Here is an 18490-nt window from a genome sequence, read left to right as displayed (position 1 = left end):
GAGACTTGTCAAGAATTTTGTGTATCCAATTCATAGCGTAAATTGAAGAGTTGTAAGATTTCGTAAGTGTAGTGTCTAATAAGAGGTACTCCATTTTTCCATTTACCTCGCTTAAAGTTCTCTCTTTGAAAATAAATATTAATCTCAAGAATCTCTGTTGATTGAAAATATCCGCCCGATTTCATTCTTATCTTTTCAATTATACTATTTATGCTCTCTACTGCGTTAGTTGTGTAAATATGCTTTCTAATCTTCTCAGGATATCTTATATGAGCAGAGTAATACTTAGCTTTTTCTAAAAGTCCTTTTAAAAAGCGAGGATATTTAGGAAGGTATTCATTGCAAAGTTGATTGAATCCAGAGACAGCTTCATCAACATCAGAAGAAGATAATCTTATTTTATCTAATTCTTTATTGAATTTTGAACTATCCTCTTTTGTCATATGTCGTTTTACATTACGTTGCAGGTGAACAAAAGCAAACTTAAGGTCAGCATAAGGATAAGCGATTTTGACAGCATCTATTATACCAGGGAAGTCATCGCTTACAATTATTAAGACTTTTTTAAGACCTCTGTTGATTAAGTCTTCAAAGACTTTCATCCAATCAGCTTTGTTCTCTTTGCCAAAGAAGGTGTAAATGCCGAAGATATCTTTTTTGCCTTCTAAATCGATGGACAGAAACGACATAGCAGGTAGCCTGTTTGACTTTTGAATTGTCCCTGATTTCACAGTGGTAGCCATCAATTTAAAGTAGCGAAGGCATTTTCGGGCAATTCACGTTGTTTAAAGAGCTGGAGTTCGTTTTTAAGGTCATTTTTGATTTTAGATATTTCCTCCTCTGAGTAAGGTAAGTCAAGGTTTTTAAGGGTTTGGATTAGCAAGCTTTCGGAGTAACCATTAGCAACTAAGGACATAAGCAAATCGGTGTAAGACGGATCGACTCTTTTATATGGCCGAGGCAAGACAGAGGGACGGAAATTGCTGGTCCTTGTTCGTGGTACGGAAAGCTCAAGGTTACCTACTGGAGTACCAAGCATGCGTTTATAAAAGCCGTTGCCTTTATCATTTTGATTTTTTTCGAGGTAGATTCTTCGTTCTGATAACATAATGCAGTTTAACAAATGTTCTAATAGTTGTTTGAGAGCTGGGCGATTAGGATCATCTGGAGAGCAGTACATGTTGAGTACTTGCTCAATTGCCATGTTCTTAGCTGTTTCAAAAATGATATCTTTTTCTATTGCAATCGTCCTCCTTCTAATTTTCATTATATTTTCATTATACAGTGGACACAATTTTATTTTAACTCCCGCCAGTTGATTATTTGATTTTTTAAAACGTTCAGCTGTTTTTGAAGCCTTTCATATATGTTCATCGCTACTCTCATCTCAGCATATATACCCTCAGGTATATTTGGCTCTGTATATCTTCCATCCTTCACAAGCATCGCTATCGTCTTCGGATCCTTTATATCGCTCTTAGTTTGCGTACTATCATCAAGCTCCTTGCTCCTCTTCACGTGAAAAGGATTCACTAAAACCACTTTTATGCCATTCTCTCTCAGATACTGCTCAAAGCACAGCCAGTAATGCCCTGTAGGCTCTATCCCTACTATCATGTTGTCTTTGCCATTTGCTTTCATTATCTTATTTGCCCAATCCAAAAATTTCTCCATACCTTCTTTCCTATTCTCAAACTCTATTCTCTTGCCAAGCTCCACTCCTCTAAAATCAAATGCTCTGCCTACATGCCTTTCCTTTGCTATGTCTACTCCTACAACTAAAGTTCTCTCTGTTACTTGTAATATCTTTTCATTTTGTGTATACTTCAAAGAGGGTACCTCCTTTGTTGTGTTTTGTCGTAAGTTGTACAACTTACATTCTGTATTTTACCAGGAGGTACCTTATCTCTTCAAATCTCATTTCTCTTCATTTTCACTCATTTTCGTTCATTACAGGAATGCTCATAGTTCAGATAAGACTAAATACTACTATGGTTCGTGCGGCATTTGTGATGATGTTTACATCCCTCATAGTTCAGATAAGACAGGATTGCTATTATTGATACACAAGCTTTTATATTCGTTTACATCCCTCATAGTTCAGATAAGACGGTTTGACGACAGTTGCAACTTTTCTGTTCATAGCAGTTTACATCCCTCATAGTTCAGATAAGACAAAGAAATGAATGAGCTGGGCAAGGCTGCATTGAACAGTTTACATCCCTCATAGTTCAGATAAGACACAGTGTTGGTATCTGTGCTGAAGGAAATTACATGAGTTTACATCCCTCATAGTTCAGATAAGACGTGAATTGAAGAAAAGCGAAGCTGTAAGGTTTTTAAGTTTACATCCCTCATAGTTCAGATAAGACAGAGTTAGGTGAAAGGATAAGACAATGGCTCAACGGTTTACATCCCTCATAGTTCAGATAAGACCTTGCACGTGAGGACGTGAAGAGACTAAGGGAAGAAGTTTACATCCCTCATAGTTCAGATAAGACCTCTTCCATCTCTTAACCCTCCATGTCGCTATAGCATGTTTACATCCCTCATAGTTCAGATAAGACTTCATTTGCACAGCTTCACACAAGGGCAATTGAAATAGGTTTACATCCCTCATAGTTCAGATAAGACTCATCGTAGCTGATGTTTCTAAACCTCTTGTTCATTGTTTACATCCCTCATAGTTCAGATAAGACCAGAAACGAAGTTGCCGACATCAAAAATACTTTTCACGTTTACATCCCTCATAGTTCAGATAAGACTCAGCGTCAGCGTCCTTTCTCTCAAGTACTTCTACGTTTACATCCCTCATAGTTCAGATAAGACAGTATATCAAACAATCAGGCGTTTTAAGGATTACGAAAGTTTACATCCCTCATAGTTCAGATAAGACAATAACCACAATTTCGCCTTGGGCGGTCAAATAAAAAGTTTACATCCCTCATAGTTCAGATAAGACCGTGAGGCCGTGAAACAAGCGAGCTTTCGTAATTCGCGTTTACATCCCTCATAGTTCAGATAAGACCTCTATGCTACCTTCGCCTTGCTGGATAAGCGCAAGTTTACATCCCTCATAGTTCAGATAAGACAACAAGGAAGCTACTTTGATACATGAGATAATCGAACGTTTACATCCCTCATAGTTCAGATAAGACAAGGCTTTCCCCAGCAGGCTAACCCCACAAAACCTGCGTTTACATCCCTCATAGTTCAGATAAGACAAATTTACAGAGAAGATTTGTATTCTGTTCGTAATGTGGTTTACATCCCTCATAGTTCAGATAAGACCTCCTTATTTATTAAATTGAGCTTTGAATTCGCTAAGGTTTACATCCCTCATAGTTCAGATAAGACCGAAGAAGACTTACCTTTCTAATCTTCCAACACAGGTTTACATCCCTCATAGTTCAGATAAGACAAACCTTGCAATCAGTTCAATTTGCCCTTTTCGCATGTTTACATCCCTCATAGTTCAGATAAGACTGTACCCGACGGTGCAGCTATGCCGTACGTTGTCTTGTTTACATCCCTCATAGTTCAGATAAGACAATGTGCTATCTTGTTTATAGTGCTACACTGCACGCTGGTTTACATCCCTCATAGTTCAGATAAGACGAAGCAACAGATTATTGCCTGAGTTGGGAGGGAAGAAGTTTACATCCCTCATAGTTCAGATAAGACGCAGTCTAATTTCTTTGGTGATACAATTTCTATTTTGTTTACATCCCTCATAGTTCAGATAAGACAGCTATGCTGCAGGTAGTTCTGATAGTGGTAGTGAGTTTACATCCCTCATAGTTCAGATAAGACACACTCTGAACTGCAAGCCCTTTTGTATCTCCCGAAAGTTTACATCCCTCATAGTTCAGATAAGACTGAGGCTTGAAGTGCATGAACGTGGTAAAATCATTAACGTTTACATCCCTCATAGTTCAGATAAGACCCAAAGCCAAAACAAATACCCCAACAAACCATGCTAAGTTTACATCCCTCATAGTTCAGATAAGACAGATACTGTTTTGGCACCGTCGACAGATATTCCAAAGTTTACATCCCTCATAGTTCAGATAAGACTTCTGTTATAATCTGTCTTGATAATAAATTCATAAATGGTTTACATCCCTCATAGTTCAGATAAGACTACCAGCATTGATGAGAAGCTTAGCACAGTCTAAACAGTTTACATCCCTCATAGTTCAGATAAGACGCCAAGTGGCACGGTAAGCACGTGGATACGATAACCATGTTTACATCCCTCATAGTTCAGATAAGACGAATCTGTTGAAGAAGAAGATGAAGAGGAAATAGACAGTTTACATCCCTCATAGTTCAGATAAGACTGATGAAGAAAAACTACACTCAGCAAGATGAAATATTGGTTTACATCCCTCATAGTTCAGATAAGACGCACCTGCTGAGCCCGGTATCTTTCTGTTCCCCGGAGGTTTACATCCCTCATAGTTCAGATAAGACTCAGAGTGTAGATTTAGGAGTGTTGGAGCAATATAGTTTACATCCCTCATAGTTCAGATAAGACTTTTTGGCGCGCTTTCGGCAGTTGTATTGGTTGTAGGGTTTACATCCCTCATAGTTCAGATAAGACAACTGTGTTCCTGCACCCATGTAAGTATATGGTAGAAAGTTTACATCCCTCATAGTTCAGATAAGACTATCTCTGGTGTTTATCGGTATTGGCTTCAAGTAGAAGTTTACATCCCTCATAGTTCAGATAAGACAAGTTTTTGCGATAAGAAGATATAAAAAAGAATCACGTTTACATCCCTCATAGTTCAGATAAGACTTGCAATGGGAAGACCCGAGCTTGACAATCGAAAAAGCGTTTACATCCCTCATAGTTCAGATAAGACTAATAATGATATTAGTTTAGATTATGAAGATATAAAGTTTACATCCCTCATAGTTCAGATAAGACTCCAGAATGAACCTTTGATTCTCTTGGTCTTTTTGTCAGTTTACATCCCTCATAGTTCAGATAAGACTATATAGAACAATTCAAAAAAGAGTTAACGAAATTTGTTTACATCCCTCATAGTTCAGATAAGACAACAAAACAAACAATGTTATATCTTTCTTAATAATGAGTTTACATCCCTCATAGTTCAGATAAGACTTCGGTACATTTTCCTCTATCCACTTTGCAGCGTTTGTTTACATCCCTCATAGTTCAGATAAGACTAAAATCTTGTCAATCAAATTGTATCGAAATAAGAGCAGTTTACATCCCTCATAGTTCAGATAAGACATTGCCCGGCGCCCTGGTGGTTCGAGGATCCCATTGTTTACATCCCTCATAGTTCAGATAAGACACGCTATTGTCTGTGCCATGCTTAGCGTCTGCACAAGGTTTACATCCCTCATAGTTCAGATAAGACCGCCAAACTTCGGCACAAGCCAGTTGTTAAGCTCATCTGTTTACATCCCTCATAGTTCAGATAAGACATATAACTATCTCTAAATTCAATCCCTAATGAACATAGTTTACATCCCTCATAGTTCAGATAAGACCTGTCCCATCTTTTTGTGCAACCTTCCCTCTGAGCCTGGTTTACATCCCTCATAGTTCAGATAAGACGCAAATCTTATTCTTGTCAATCCAAACGCTGTCTCCGTGTTTACATCCCTCATAGTTCAGATAAGACTCAGACCGGCTGGGGCATTCTCAAATCTCAATTACGAGTTTACATCCCTCATAGTTCAGATAAGACCAGTGGCTTTGGAGCTTGCACAGGCTTATGCAGAACGTTTACATCCCTCATAGTTCAGATAAGACGCAAAAAGCATTATGGATATGTGAGATGTTTAAAGTGGTTTACATCCCTCATAGTTCAGATAAGACTTTTAACTCAGCACAAAACCATCGAGCTATACGTGTGTTTACATCCCTCATAGTTCAGATAAGACCTTACTGGCCAGCCAATTTTTGTTCAGTACTCCCGCGTTTACATCCCTCATAGTTCAGATAAGACAGACAGTGAAAGAAGCAGATTCTTTATAGTAAAAGACGGTTTACATCCCTCATAGTTCAGATAAGACAGTGATTTTGAGTTTATATTCGAGCCTAACTTGCTTGTTTACATCCCTCATAGTTCAGATAAGACCTTATCGTGACCACCGAAACGACCTACGCTTATAACGTTTACATCCCTCATAGTTCAGATAAGACTCGCCTGGATGCCATTTTCAATGAGAGCCTTTCTAAGTTTACATCCCTCATAGTTCAGATAAGACGCGCATTAAGGTCCGCTGCGGCGCAGGTGGAAAGCCGTTTACATCCCTCATAGTTCAGATAAGACTTAATGTTGCACTCGTGTTGAACACTACAAAATCATTGTTTACATCCCTCATAGTTCAGATAAGACGCTTCAATCTCAAGTTTGTCTTGTTCATAATTGTAAGTTTACATCCCTCATAGTTCAGATAAGACTCATTAGCTGTGGCCCCGGAAGTGGTCACCTGCAAGCGTTTACATCCCTCATAGTTCAGATAAGACCAAACGACTGAGCGAGGCATAAAACTTGTGTTTGACGTTTACATCCCTCATAGTTCAGATAAGACCGGACGATGAAGGTAGACTGCAAGGTCATCCTGCATGTTTACATCCCTCATAGTTCAGATAAGACAAAGTGGATTTGTAAGAAGTTTAAAGATTTTTTCATGTTTACATCCCTCATAGTTCAGATAAGACTTGACGCTAGCAAAAAAGTGACATACTTACAACTAAGTTTACATCCCTCATAGTTCAGATAAGACAAATAGTCGCAGCTTATGCTGTTGCACTATACAAAGAGTTTACATCCCTCATAGTTCAGATAAGACAATAATTTTCTTCTGATTTACACCAGCTATGCCACCTAGTTTACATCCCTCATAGTTCAGATAAGACCAGCATATTCAAAAAACCTATGCTCGATATAGCTATGACGTTTACATCCCTCATAGTTCAGATAAGACCAAAAACGTTGAATATTCAAGAGCTTGGGAGATTATAGGTTTACATCCCTCATAGTTCAGATAAGACTTTTGTAATAAAAATCATAAGCGGACATATACTGATTGTTTACATCCCTCATAGTTCAGATAAGACTGTAAGTAACATTCCTCAGCGTTCTGACTATCCAGAGTTTACATCCCTCATAGTTCAGATAAGACTTATAAATCAACCTCCTATTTTTTATAGTAGAGTTTTAGTTTACATCCCTCATAGTTCAGATAAGACACGTAATTGTTACTAATCCTCTTCTTTTGCTTTTTGTGTTTACATCCCTCATAGTTCAGATAAGACAAACGCTGCTGTAAATCGCTGTATTACTTGCTCCTCGTTTACATCCCTCATAGTTCAGATAAGACTTCGGTTGACTGTAACATAGACACGTTGACATAAACGCCAGTTTACATCCCTCATAGTTCAGATAAGACGTATTTTTGTGTAATATCTTGTACGGCATTGTATAGAGTTTACATCCCTCATAGTTCAGATAAGACTTTGCAGCTTCAATCTCAAGTTTGTCTTGTTCATAATTGTAAGTTTACATCCCTCATAGTTCAGATAAGACCCTGCTTTGCTGATTTTCACAAAATAACTGTTGTAAGCGTTTACATCCCTCATAGTTCAGATAAGACCGGAAAAACAAAAAGGAGGGGGACGAAATGAATGTTACGTTTACATCCCTCATAGTTCAGATAAGACATGCCATTTATCATCCCACCTTGCAAATATGTAACAAAGTTTACATCCCTCATAGTTCAGATAAGACTTCGAAAACAGAATTTGTATTCGATTCAAAACCAGAAGTTTACATCCCTCATAGTTCAGATAAGACCACTCTCCTTTTATGATTTCAAAGTTACAGACAAAAGGTTTACATCCCTCATAGTTCAGATAAGACGAATTGGCTGATGAGGTAATACAAATAAGAAGAGTAGTTTACATCCCTCATAGTTCAGATAAGACCTTCATTCATCTTTAAACACATCCCCAAATACCAGAAAGTTTACATCCCTCATAGTTCAGATAAGACCAAGGCTGTAAGTTTTCTAAAGCGAATGAACAAAAAAGTTTACATCCCTCATAGTTCAGATAAGACACGGTTGCAGTGGCAGGCTATCTATTTTTTACGAAAGTTTACATCCCTCATAGTTCAGATAAGACAATTTTACAAACTGTTTGGTATTGACAGTAAAATATTGAGTTTACATCCCTCATAGTTCAGATAAGACGAGCGAACATTTCTAAGTACATCGCTAAAAATGTTCAGAGTTTACATCCCTCATAGTTCAGATAAGACTTTCTTTTTCGAATGCTATTTTCTTTAGTTCTTTGTATGTTTACATCCCTCATAGTTCAGATAAGACAATTTTAGAAGTAACAAAAGAAAGACTCAAAACCTTGGTTTACATCCCTCATAGTTCAGATAAGACTCAAACCACCATGACGCCGGGCAAGAAATAATACATACGTTTACATCCCTCATAGTTCAGATAAGACAATGTACGCAACCCAATCCCCCCTAAAGAATTCTAAGTTTACATCCCTCATAGTTCAGATAAGACTTGGTGAATGGTGTAAATTTTGGTAGAACGTATTTCGTTTACATCCCTCATAGTTCAGATAAGACGAGTTTTGTGGATGGGCTGAAGTCAGAGAGTTCTATGTTTACATCCCTCATAGTTCAGATAAGACACCTAATCAATTCCACAATTGCTTGTTTTTGTGCTGCGTTTACATCCCTCATAGTTCAGATAAGACAGTCCTTTGGTTGTTACTACATCAGGTTTGAATACACGTTTACATCCCTCATAGTTCAGATAAGACTTTATTTATGTTTGTTTAAGCAATGCAATTAAACGTCGTTTACATCCCTCATAGTTCAGATAAGACGTATGAGGTCAGACATATTAATATGAGAAATTACTTCGTTTACATCCCTCATAGTTCAGATAAGACTGGCGAAGATAGGTAATGTTAGTGAGTTAAATAGACGTTTACATCCCTCATAGTTCAGATAAGACCAAGTTGGAGGAGTAATGGTTTTTTAGCATATACAAGGTTTACATCCCTCATAGTTCAGATAAGACTGGCTGGGCTGGAATAGGATATCACTTCTATGTCAGAAGTTTACATCCCTCATAGTTCAGATAAGACACGTGTGTCGAATTATAAAAATAAAAATTTTTAGCAGTTTACATCCCTCATAGTTCAGATAAGACCGATGCTTCTAAGGCAAGCGTCTATGATATTCACAGAGTTTACATCCCTCATAGTTCAGATAAGACATGTCTATCATCTCACCCCAAACTTTTTTCCAGACGTTTACATCCCTCATAGTTCAGATAAGACCTCTTACCTTCACAATACATCACCTCTTTTAAAACCAGTTTACATCCCTCATAGTTCAGATAAGACAGGGAGTAGAAGGTGCTTTAATATATGCTGTATCTAAGTTTACATCCCTCATAGTTCAGATAAGACTTGTCTGCAATAAAACCAATTCGTTCTGAAGACATTGTTTACATCCCTCATAGTTCAGATAAGACATAGCTTGCTATGAGATAAGCTAAAATTGCATAAACAAAGTTTACATCCCTCATAGTTCAGATAAGACTATATCTGTCGACGGTGCCAAAACAGTATCCCTCAAAGCGTTTACATCCCTCATAGTTCAGATAAGACCCATATTTCATAAGCAATATCTTTTTGACCTCTTCAATGTTTACATCCCTCATAGTTCAGATAAGACGACGAATGGAGCATCGAAGGAACGTACGAATATAACGAGTTTACATCCCTCATAGTTCAGATAAGACCAACGTCAAACTGGATACCAAGTTCTTGAGCAAGTTTCTGTTTACATCCCTCATAGTTCAGATAAGACCCCTGCGTGAGATTGCGTTGCTGTTGCCTGTTTCGTTGTTTACATCCCTCATAGTTCAGATAAGACTAGTGAAAGAAGAGGCTCCACGGCTGGGGGGCACCGGGTTTACATCCCTCATAGTTCAGATAAGACCGCTGTACAAAGACACAAGCCGTTATCTTGTGTTATAGTTTACATCCCTCATAGTTCAGATAAGACTGACTTGGTGGAATCGCACGTGCTATTTTCGCCTTGCGTTTACATCCCTCATAGTTCAGATAAGACACATAAATTCAAATTAAGTTATAGGGGGTGTTATCGTGTTTACATCCCTCATAGTTCAGATAAGACTTGCAAAGAAAAATAAAAAAAGACCAGCCAAAATAGTTTACATCCCTCATAGTTCAGATAAGACTCATTTGTAACCATTTGCTCAATTAGCTGTATATCAACGTTTACATCCCTCATAGTTCAGATAAGACCGTGGGCGGGGCGGCTGAGGAGAAAATAAACAGAAAAGTTTACATCCCTCATAGTTCAGATAAGACTCTGAATTTTTAAATAAAGTTAAAAATACAATTAAACCGTTTACATCCCTCATAGTTCAGATAAGACATAAACCTCCAATAAATCAATTGTCAAGAAACAAAAAGTTTACATCCCTCATAGTTCAGATAAGACAAAGATTCATTCATAGCACAAGTGATCGAATTCGTCAGTTTACATCCCTCATAGTTCAGATAAGACGAGTAGGACGTTGCCCTACTCCATAGCCTACCATTTGTTTACATCCCTCATAGTTCAGATAAGACTAAAAATAGAGTTTTTCGACAAAACAAGACAAGAAAGTTTACATCCCTCATAGTTCAGATAAGACTCTAAAGCCAAGTGCGACATATGGTGCTACATCATCTTGTTTACATCCCTCATAGTTCAGATAAGACCAAGCTTTATTTTTTGTTCTGTTTACGCAAGCGTAGATGTTTACATCCCTCATAGTTCAGATAAGACAGGCTCATACCCTAATTCTTTAGCTTCCTTTAATGTAAGTTTACATCCCTCATAGTTCAGATAAGACAGCCAAGAGATTTTATGCAACTGGACCTGAGACTAAGGTTTACATCCCTCATAGTTCAGATAAGACTTATAAAGGTTCTGTAGACATAACAAATATTAAAGATGTTTACATCCCTCATAGTTCAGATAAGACTGGCCCATATGCCATGCAGTATGCACCAGCTGCAGTTGTGTTTACATCCCTCATAGTTCAGATAAGACAAAATAGCACTTCAACACTAAGCTGAAGTTCTTTTTTGTTTACATCCCTCATAGTTCAGATAAGACCACACCAAGAAAGTTCTTGGCATTGTTAAGAGTTCACAGTTTACATCCCTCATAGTTCAGATAAGACTTTTGAATGTTTGCAAAACTTTTCTATAAATTCTATGTTTACATCCCTCATAGTTCAGATAAGACCTTGTTATAGCCTTGATTCATATAAATTCAAATTAAGAAGTTTACATCCCTCATAGTTCAGATAAGACGGTGATGTAGCACCAGCGGTTCTTGATTTCTTTAAGTTTACATCCCTCATAGTTCAGATAAGACATAATTATAGATGAAGCGGCTGTTTATCTCAATAATGTTTACATCCCTCATAGTTCAGATAAGACTTCCTGACAAAAAAGAAAAAATTCTTGTCTCAAAAATTTGTTTACATCCCTCATAGTTCAGATAAGACATTAATTTACTCGGTTTTAAACATAAAAACATACTGCAAGTTTACATCCCTCATAGTTCAGATAAGACGAAGGGCAATAATGATGCAATGGTTTACTGATTTAAAGTTTACATCCCTCATAGTTCAGATAAGACTATTCACTAACTTCTCTAAACTGCTGTTGATAATTTGCGTTTACATCCCTCATAGTTCAGATAAGACCGTGTCCTTCTGGTATACAAACCAAATGTGTATTCCACGTTTACATCCCTCATAGTTCAGATAAGACGCCCAATTGAGCGAAACTTGTAGAACTGTTGTAAAGTAGTTTACATCCCTCATAGTTCAGATAAGACGCATTGCGTCCTATTAGAATTGCCGCCGAAATATGTAGTTTACATCCCTCATAGTTCAGATAAGACACTTACTCTCTGCATACCATTATATAATCCAAACACGTTTACATCCCTCATAGTTCAGATAAGACGTTGGTAAGGAATTACCAAATATGTTTTATGAACCTGTTTACATCCCTCATAGTTCAGATAAGACCCGCAGTATGTAGTCAAAGATGAACAGGGCAGAATAAAGTTTACATCCCTCATAGTTCAGATAAGACTATCAGATTCAATTATCCCTTTTGTTTTTACAAATTCGTTTACATCCCTCATAGTTCAGATAAGACCTATCCCTCGCTTTCAATAATTACTAATTTTGACTTGTTTACATCCCTCATAGTTCAGATAAGACGAGATAGACAAAAAAGCTATTTTAGCAGCTCTAAAAGGTTTACATCCCTCATAGTTCAGATAAGACAGACGTAGATAAACCTTTAGCAACTACTGAAATAGTGTTTACATCCCTCATAGTTCAGATAAGACCTTTCTGTCAAAATCACGGGATTCAAACTTGTAATGGTGTTTACATCCCTCATAGTTCAGATAAGACACCAGACAGCACCGACTCCATGAACTTTGTGCCGTTGTTTACATCCCTCATAGTTCAGATAAGACCACATTCAGGGTTGCAAGGTTCACATACACAGACTTAGTTTACATCCCTCATAGTTCAGATAAGACACGTAGACGCTCTAAATGATTGGGCCGTCGTACAGAGAGTTTACATCCCTCATAGTTCAGATAAGACTCACTACCGTTTTTGACTTTCAAAAGTCCTTCCTGCAGTTTACATCCCTCATAGTTCAGATAAGACGCCTCCGTCAATTGCCCTTTGTAATGAGTCAAGATAGTTTACATCCCTCATAGTTCAGATAAGACGAGAGAATTAGAGAAGAAGAAGAGGTCTTAGGGAATAGTTTACATCCCTCATAGTTCAGATAAGACTGCTTAGTATTAATAATTTAAAGCGTGATGTATATAATGTTTACATCCCTCATAGTTCAGATAAGACCTAGAAGAGCTCATGGATAAATTTGATTACTTAAGAAGTTTACATCCCTCATAGTTCAGATAAGACAATCCTTACAGAATTGCTTAGACTCCAACAAATCACGTTTACATCCCTCATAGTTCAGATAAGACAGGAGAAGAAAAATATGAAGTTAGAGAGTATTGTGAGGTTTACATCCCTCATAGTTCAGATAAGACATATAGTGGTAAACCAGGAAGTGGTAAAAGTTATCATAGTTTACATCCCTCATAGTTCAGATAAGACTTGTAATTGATGAAGCAGCTGTTTACTTAAATAGTGTTTACATCCCTCATAGTTCAGATAAGACGTGCCGATTAAGGAAGACTGGGAAAAGCGTTTTGATTGTTTACATCCCTCATAGTTCAGATAAGACACAGGTGGTTGCTGATGTCGGTAAACAAGTTGATATAGTTTACATCCCTCATAGTTCAGATAAGACTAGGGCAGGATATAAAGCTGTATGAAAAACATAAAGGTTTACATCCCTCATAGTTCAGATAAGACCTCTTTTCTTATACCTTCATCCTGTGACATTATCTCGTTTACATCCCTCATAGTTCAGATAAGACGCAGTGCTTCCTTGCCATAACTTGTTGCATTGTTGTTGTTTACATCCCTCATAGTTCAGATAAGACTATACGTCAGTGTAAAGGATATATACGTCACAGAAACGTTTACATCCCTCATAGTTCAGATAAGACTTTTTGGTTTTAACTGTAACTAACCTCTCTCTAATAAGTTTACATCCCTCATAGTTCAGATAAGACCAACTTCATATGTTAACAAATTTATTGTAAAGTTTCGTTTACATCCCTCATAGTTCAGATAAGACAATGAGGAAAGGACTGATTTTGTCGACAGCTATTATAGTTTACATCCCTCATAGTTCAGATAAGACCAGAATTCAACCCATACGGAATCAAGATTTCTTCATTGTTTACATCCCTCATAGTTCAGATAAGACGAATTGTGCCCGTACACATGTGCACCAACTACATTCAGGTTTACATCCCTCATAGTTCAGATAAGACCACAAACAATGCTAAAAAATTTTCAGAGTACAATAACGTTTACATCCCTCATAGTTCAGATAAGACCGGCGTCGGCAAATACTTTGAGCCTTTAATCACAAGGGTTTACATCCCTCATAGTTCAGATAAGACGACTGCCATATTGCTATCAATGCTACCAACTATATACGTTTACATCCCTCATAGTTCAGATAAGACCGCAGTTTTAGTATGGTATGGATTACGCTGGATATTGGTTTACATCCCTCATAGTTCAGATAAGACGATGACTTCTAACTCTTTTGAACTCAAAGGAGAGAAGTTTACATCCCTCATAGTTCAGATAAGACGATTTATCGAACGCAAGATTACAATACCGAGTTACATGTTTACATCCCTCATAGTTCAGATAAGACTCATTTGTAAGAATAGGCTGAATGGAATTAATTGAAAAGTTTACATCCCTCATAGTTCAGATAAGACTCGTTTCTCTGACGTTAAAATCTTTTGTCAATACAGTGTTTACATCCCTCATAGTTCAGATAAGACAAGGAAACTCATCAAATACAACTACAGTTCAAGAAATGTTTACATCCCTCATAGTTCAGATAAGACTTAAAAATTATGTAAGAAAAAAGCCACTCCAAAGAGGTTTACATCCCTCATAGTTCAGATAAGACAATAAGGTAGAAAACCGCAACCTCTCCCCTCTGTCAAGTTTACATCCCTCATAGTTCAGATAAGACGAGTTGTGCCCATACACATGTGCTCCTATTGTGTTGATGTTTACATCCCTCATAGTTCAGATAAGACCGGTAGACTATAAGTCTGTATCCAATCCGCACTGGAGTTTACATCCCTCATAGTTCAGATAAGACTGAACCTGACTCAAGTAATTATTCTGATGATATACTGTTTACATCCCTCATAGTTCAGATAAGACATATTGAGGAGTGATAAAGGATGAAGGGTAGGGTAGGTTTACATCCCTCATAGTTCAGATAAGACTTAGGTTAATTGATTCTAATAAAATTGATTTGCTTAAGTTTACATCCCTCATAGTTCAGATAAGACTGAACCTGACTCAAGTAATTATTCTGATGATATACTGTTTACATCCCTCATAGTTCAGATAAGACCATTTCTAAAATCTCTCACAAGACTTTTAACCTCCTCAGTTTACATCCCTCATAGTTCAGATAAGACTTGTTAATTAACAATCAAAACAACATGATCATTAAAATGTTTACATCCCTCATAGTTCAGATAAGACTGACGCTTCTAAAGCAAGTGTCTATGACATACACCGCGTTTACATCCCTCATAGTTCAGATAAGACTTTTTAATAACGTTAATTACAAAGTTTTCAAGCAAGTCCGTTTACATCCCTCATAGTTCAGATAAGACTTTATAGGACTCATGATATTTTTTATTCATATGATTAGTTTACATCCCTCATAGTTCAGATAAGACTATGTTAGCAATACAGTGCAAATTAGCTAAGCTCTAGTTTACATCCCTCATAGTTCAGATAAGACCTGGTAAAACACGTTTCACAACAGTTAAAAAAATCAAGTTTACATCCCTCATAGTTCAGATAAGACCCTTTGCACCATACACAACAAGACCTTTTACAGCGTGTTTACATCCCTCATAGTTCAGATAAGACAACATCTTCGTAAACTTGATACCAGTTTCTATTAAATGTTTACATCCCTCATAGTTCAGATAAGACTTTCAAAAATGCTGCTAAATCACGAAATTTTGCTTTTAGTTTACATCCCTCATAGTTCAGATAAGACCTTGAACTATTAGAGACCAAAAAGATTCAATACGCTGTTTACATCCCTCATAGTTCAGATAAGACAACAAAAAAAGATTTTAGAACTGATTTGATTTTTAAGTTTACATCCCTCATAGTTCAGATAAGACTATATATTGGTGAGTATTTGAAGATTTATGATAAATGTTTACATCCCTCATAGTTCAGATAAGACGAATTACACAGCGAAAAACTTGCAACGTCCTTGATTTTGTTTACATCCCTCATAGTTCAGATAAGACCACCAAACCTCTGTAGATGTTTTTTTGCAGCACAACAAGTTTACATCCCTCATAGTTCAGATAAGACCTGTTTCATATTTTGCATTTCTTCAAGCACTTTATCGTTTACATCCCTCATAGTTCAGATAAGACCCACTTTTATAAAAAACCTTGTAACTCAGTTACTACCTACAATTATACCTTATCCCATATTACTTTGCAATCAATATTATTTGCAGCAAAGGGGTGATAGGTTGTTGGAATAAAATACTAAATCGACTTCTCTTGCAGAATTGACAAGCTAGTTGCTCAGCTTGTTACTTTTTTAGGTTTGCTGCAAATTGGTTGTTTCTTGCAATACTTACAGTATCACAGAATCATAGTTCTTCTCCTGTCCAAGTATCTTCTTGCTGCATACAATTTTATACTCCATCTCGTAAAAATACACTGAATCCTCATCCTTTTCTATCACAGAAAAAAGTTCCCGTTTGCATTTTTCAAGCTTGCCATATGTTATTTCACCCTCAAATACAGAGTTTTGTACCCAAGTGAGGTACTTTTTCAAAATTTTTCGAACTTTATTCACACGTTTTTCATTAACGTCGTATGTAACTATTACAAATATTTTGCATCACTCCCTCATAGGAAGATAACTTCCAATACCAAAGTCTCTTATAAGAATATTAAAAAATTTTTTGTGAATAAGTCTTACTTAAACTTAACTCCAATTAAGGATAAATCCAATTTGGTTAACACATTGTCCACGTGCTAAATTCGTTTTTAGATATCACCCATTTAACTACATTTAGCACGCTGTGCCCGTAAAAAATGTCCCATAATTTGCTTTTTAACTTCTGTCAGGTGTCTTTGCAAGAGTTCTCACCACCACGCTTTTAGAGGTGAGTAAACTTGATCTCCTATAAAATGCTTTATAAGCTTATAACACTCAAGCCTTATATATCCTTTGTAAGATACATTTCTGTTAAGCTGTCTGTGGCGAACTGTCGTCTCAAGCTTGTTCCTCAATTCATTTATAAATATCCTTCTTCCCTCTTGATTCAAATAGCAATAATTCAAATCCTCATCAAAGTGTTCAAGTGTAATCTGGCGATTATTTAAAAGTTTGAAAATTACGCTATCTACAACAAGAGGCTTAAAAATCTCTGAGATGTCAAGGCTGAGTGAAAACCTCTTTTCGCTTGGTTCATGCAAAAAACTTATGCTTGGGTCAAGCTGGGTGTGGTAAATCTCTGTTAAAACTGTGCTGTAAATTAGGCTGTTTCCAAATGAAATCAAAGCATTTATCGGATTTGTCGGTGGTCTTTTTTCACGCTTTTCCATATAGAAATCTTCCGGCAAAAACTGATTAAAAGATGAATAGTAAATATTCCTCACTCTTCCCTCAAGCCCCATAAGCTCTGATATGCTTGAAATGTTAAACCTGCCATTTTCCCATTCATCTTCAATTGCATTCAAAAAAGCCTCTGCTTCTTTTCTTTCTCTTAAATTCCTCATCATATGATAAACCGCTGATTCGACAAAACAGTATGCCAAGAAGATTCTCTTTTCCCTATCAAGGTAATGGAGTGCCTGCCGAACAACAACATCTCCAGAAATGTTTTTCTTTCGTGGCATAAAACTTCCTGCATAAAAGCCGTAATAGTTGTAAAAGTGAAGAATTATGCCGTATTGAGAGATATAATTCAAAGCCTTGGTATTCAAATCAACCTCACCAAAGATGTGTATCTGTTCAATGTTTTCGATATCAATTGACCTCTTTTCAGTCTCTGTCTCAAAGTAAAGTGTGTTGTCTTTTCTTCTGAGTCTTCCATTTGAGGTTATGTAAAGTGTTTTTTGCATCAGACTTACCCCCAGCAAAATTCAAAGTATGCACAGGATTTGCATATCTTTTGCTTTGTAACCGGCGGTGGAATAGACCTTGTTGTAATTTCTTCTATTTCTTTTAAAGCGTGCTTTACCTTTTCTTCATACTCAGGGGTCAGCCTCAGCACCTCTTTCCTTTTTTCCTTTGGATAATTGATTATTCCTTGTTTTTGAATTCCTCTTTGCTTTAGATAGTAAAGATAGTACATAACCTGCATAATATCAGCTTCTTTCATTTTGCTACTATATTTTACTTCTCTGATACTGCCGTCTGATAAAATATCTATCATGATAAGGTTGTCAATCAGGACTTCTTTTTTGTTTTCTTTTGGATATGAATGCTCATGTAAGACTTTGCCCAGAAGCACTTTGTCAGACCTATTTTCAAAAGTTATGTTTTTGCTAAATAGCCAAAGTTTTCTTTTGCAAACATAAAGGTAGTTGATTTTTATGCTCTGAAATTTTAGATCATTGAACTCTTGATAATTTTCCATATCTAATTTTCACTCTCTTTTTTTAAATAATAA

General features: G+C 36.8%; 3 protein-coding genes, 2 pseudogenes and 1 CRISPR repeat array. All 5 genes and pseudogenes read right to left on the bottom strand.

All coding sequences use genetic code 11. From position 1 onward, the window contains the following. Positions 1 to 8: 8 nt before the first annotated feature. The 5 genes and pseudogenes from PGC14_RS00220 to cas4 all read right to left on the bottom strand — a co-directional run bounded on the left by PGC14_RS00220 (position 9) and on the right by cas4 (position 18457). Positions 9 to 1240: pseudogene (locus PGC14_RS00220) on the bottom strand (IS256 family transposase). 62 nt (positions 1241 to 1302) lie between these two features. Then, positions 1303 to 1830, bottom strand: a pseudogene (locus tag PGC14_RS00215) (IS110 family transposase); the annotation flags it as partial. 187 nt (positions 1831 to 2017) lie between these two features. Beyond that, positions 2018 to 16232: direct repeats of the CRISPR family, unit length 29 nt; unit sequence GTTTACATCCCTCATAGTTCAGATAAGAC. A gap of 208 nt (positions 16233 to 16440) precedes the next feature. After that, the gene (gene cas2 / locus PGC14_RS00210) at positions 16441 to 16704 is read right to left on the bottom strand and encodes a CRISPR-associated endonuclease Cas2 (RefSeq protein WP_041722450.1); all 264 of its coding nucleotides are present in this window, start codon (positions 16702 to 16704) and stop codon (positions 16441 to 16443) included. 254 nt (positions 16705 to 16958) lie between these two features. Continuing rightward, entirely contained in the window at positions 16959 to 17939 is a 981-nt protein-coding gene (gene cas1b / locus PGC14_RS00205; RefSeq protein ID WP_271629200.1) for a type I-B CRISPR-associated endonuclease Cas1b, read from the bottom strand. A gap of 5 nt (positions 17940 to 17944) precedes the next feature. Beyond that, positions 17945 to 18457 (bottom strand): CRISPR-associated protein Cas4, encoded by a 513-nt coding sequence (cas4, locus tag PGC14_RS00200; protein ID WP_271629199.1) that lies wholly within the window; start codon positions 18455 to 18457, stop codon positions 17945 to 17947. Positions 18458 to 18490: the final 33 nt, after the last annotated feature.

It is taken from the genome of Caldicellulosiruptor sp. DIB 104C, from assembly GCF_028198085.1.
Lineage (GTDB): Bacteria > Bacillota > Thermoanaerobacteria > Caldicellulosiruptorales > Caldicellulosiruptoraceae > Caldicellulosiruptor > Caldicellulosiruptor saccharolyticus.
This window is presented reverse-complemented; position numbering and strand designations above follow the sequence as displayed.

Bases quoted from the DNA above. Each gene is read 5' to 3' on its own strand.
- cas4 (WP_271629199.1), bottom strand. From the start codon at position 18,457: ATGGAAAATTATCAAGAGTTCAATGATCTAAAATTTCAGAGCATAAAA.
- cas1b (WP_271629200.1), bottom strand. From the start codon at position 17,939: ATGCAAAAAACACTTTACATAACCTCAAATGGAAGACTCAGAAGAAAA.